This is a genomic window from Mesorhizobium sp. M7A.F.Ca.AU.001.01.1.1 (assembly GCF_004022735.1).
Classification (GTDB): domain Bacteria; phylum Pseudomonadota; class Alphaproteobacteria; order Rhizobiales; family Rhizobiaceae; genus Mesorhizobium; species Mesorhizobium ciceri.
Genome location: NZ_RZPF01000817.1, coordinates 1 through 2,647, shown reverse-complemented (window position 1 = coordinate 2,647; position 2,647 = coordinate 1). Strand labels below are relative to the sequence as shown.

The following is a 2,647-nucleotide window of genomic DNA, read 5'->3' as shown; positions in this document are numbered from 1 at the left end:
GCTTTACGCCGCGCTCGCCGGCGGAAATTGGCCGGCCTGACGCGGCTTCTCAGAAGACGACGGTCTTGTGGCCGTTGAGCATGACGCGGGCTTCGAGATGCAGCTTGACGGCGCGCGCCAGTACCCGGCTTTCGATGTCGCGCCCGACGGCGACGAAATCCTCGGCGCTCATCGCATGGGTGACGCGTTCGGTCTCCTGATCGATGATCGGGCCCTCGTCGAGGTCGGAGGTGACGTAATGCGCCGTCGCACCGATCAGCTTGACGCCGCGGTCGAAAGCCTGGTGGTACGGCTTGGCGCCCTTGAAGCTCGGCAGGAACGAATGGTGGATGTTGATCGCCCGTCCGAACAGCCGGTCCGACAGACCTTTTGAAAAGACCTGCATGTAGCGCGCCAGGATGACCAGTTCGGCCCCTGTCCGCTGCACCAGGTCCAGCAGTTTCTGTTCCTGTTCGGCCTTGTTCTCCTTGGTGGTCGGCCAATGGTGGTAGGGAATGCCCTCCAGCTCGGCGAAGCGGCGGGCATCCTCGTGGTTGGAGACGACGGCTGCAACCTCCGCGTTCAGCCAGCCGACCCTGATCTGGTACAGCAGATGGAGAAGCGCGTGGTCGAACTTGGAGACCATGACGATGATCTTCGGGCGGCGTCCCTGATCGACCAGCGCGGTCTTCATGCCGAAGCGGTCGACGCTCGATTCCAGGGCCCGCTCCAGACTGTCCCCGGTCGAGCCTAACGGGCTGATGAAGGCGATCCGCATGAAAAAGCGATTGGTCTGCCGGTCCCAGAACTGGCTGCTTTCGGCGATGTTGGCGCCGTTCGCGGCAAGCTCCGCCGTGACGGCGGCGACGATCCCCGGCCGATCCTCGCAGGAAAGCGTGAGAATATGAACCGGCGCGGCCTCGCCCGTCGCATCATTGCCTTGAGATTTCACGCCCCGTCGACCCTCTTCATGAACAGGCTGAGTTCAGCCGGATCCATATGCACCACATGCTTGTCTTCGGGATAGGCGAGACTGTTCACGTCGGCAACATATTCCGAAAACGCGGCGATACGCTCGGCCTGCAAACGATCATATTCGGCGGCGAAATTGCGATAGACCTTGGAATGACGGGGCATGTGGCCACGGTTCTGGCCGAGAATGTCGTCGGCGAACAGATATTGCGCATCGCAACCGGTACCCGCTCCCATCGACAGCATGATCAGCGACGTCCGCTCCGAGATCGCCTTGGCCACCTCGACCGGCACCACCTCGATCTCGGCGCCGATGGCGCCGGCGGCCTCCAGTTGCTTCACCGCCGCGAAGATATCCATGGCGGTGTCGGCGGTCTTGCCGACCGCCTTGAAGCCGCCAGTCCAGGTCGCCCGTGACGGGATCAGCCCGACATGGCCGATCACCGGGATATTGTCATCGGCCATCCGCTTGATCGTGGCGTAGCCGGCGCTGCAATAGACCGCGTCGGCGCCGGCCTTGTAGAGCCGGAAGGCCCAGCGCACGAAATCGTCCGCCGTGCCGATCTCGTAGAAATTGTCGCCCGGCATGGTGAACAGGCTGGGCGCCGCGTCGCGGTACTCAGGGTTGAGCACCAATTCGGGCGGCACCGAGACGATGTCGACCCCTGCGCGCTCCGCGGCCTCGGCCTCGTCCATCGTCAGCACACGCAGCATGGTCAGCTGTCGCTTGCCCTTCATGGCGCGCAAATCCGCCACCGTCGGTCTTTTTCGGCTCATCAAAAGGGTTCCCTCAGTTGCATTCGGCGGCAGGTCAGCCGATCTGGATCATCACTTTGCCAGCCTCGACCTTCACTGGATAGGTGGCGAGATTGACGCATACCGGTGCGCCTCGAGCCACGCCCGTCTTGTAGTTGAAGCGGCCATTGTGCTTGGGGCATTCGATGATGTCGTCCATCACCAGCCCATCGGCCAGATGCGCCTTCTCATGCGTGCAGTATCCGTCGGTTGCGAAGTACTCGTCATCGGGACTGCGATAGATGGCGAAGGTACGGCCGCCATGATCGAAGCGGATGACATCCTCTTCCTCGACATCGTCGACGCCACACGCTTCAACCCAGTCGGCCATCTGCTTCTCCCCTATTCCGCCGCCGCCGGAACGGTCAGTGCATGGAATTCGTCCCGGTACGGCCGCGCCGTCGGCGGCAATTCACGTTTGAGGAAATAATCCTCGTACTGAAGCTGCTTCAGCAGCACCGGCCAGACCTCGCGATAGGCATGCCACATCGAAGGGTTCGGCTCGGGCAGATCGTGCTTGATCAATTCGTGCAGCCTCGGCAGCGCGTGATAGGGCACCATCGGGAACATGTGATGTTCGACATGATAGTTCATGTTCCAATAGATGAAGCGGCTGATCGGGTTCATGTAGACGGTGCGCGTGTTCAGCCGGTGGTCGGTGACATTGTCGGCCAGCCCGATATGCTGCAGCAGGCCGGTCAGCACCATGTGCCAGCTGCCGTAGAGGCGCGGCAGGCCGATCAGCACCAGCGGCAGGAACGACCACAGATGAAGCGCTAGCCCGATCGCCCCGACATAGATGGCGACATGCCAGCGCGCGGCTGTGACCACCTTGTGAAGCTCCATCTCGGGAATAAAGCTTTTCTCGTCCGGCGAGATGCTGCCGAACGCATTGCGCACC

General features: G+C 62.1%; 4 protein-coding genes. All 4 read right to left on the bottom strand.

The window, feature by feature from the left end:
- Positions 1 to 49 precede the first annotated feature (49 nt).
- On the bottom strand, positions 50 to 931 hold the full coding sequence (gene purU / locus EN884_RS32330) for a formyltetrahydrofolate deformylase (RefSeq protein WP_063168535.1): 882 nt from the start codon (positions 929 to 931) through the stop codon (positions 50 to 52).
- On the bottom strand, positions 928 to 1,728 hold the full coding sequence (locus EN884_RS32325; protein ID WP_063168536.1) for a 3-methyl-2-oxobutanoate hydroxymethyltransferase: 801 nt from the start codon (positions 1,726 to 1,728) through the stop codon (positions 928 to 930). The genes purU and EN884_RS32325 overlap by 4 nt, the downstream gene beginning before the upstream one ends.
- A 34-nt stretch (positions 1,729 to 1,762) precedes the next feature.
- Positions 1,763 to 2,077, bottom strand: a complete 315-nt coding sequence (locus EN884_RS32320; protein ID WP_013530832.1) for a MocE family 2Fe-2S type ferredoxin — start codon at positions 2,075 to 2,077, stop codon at positions 1,763 to 1,765.
- Positions 2,078 to 2,088: 11 nt separating this feature from the next.
- A partial coding sequence (locus EN884_RS32315) for a fatty acid desaturase (RefSeq protein WP_206617699.1) occupies positions 2,089 to 2,647 on the bottom strand: 559 nt, incomplete at its 5' end.

Excerpts from the sequence above, each read along its gene's own strand:
- EN884_RS32325 (WP_063168536.1), bottom strand. The coding sequence starts at position 1,728 with ATGAGCCGAAAAAGACCGACGGTGGCGGATTTGCGCGCCATGAAGGGC.
- EN884_RS32320 (WP_013530832.1), bottom strand. The coding sequence starts at position 2,077 with ATGGCCGACTGGGTTGAAGCGTGTGGCGTCGACGATGTCGAGGAAGAG.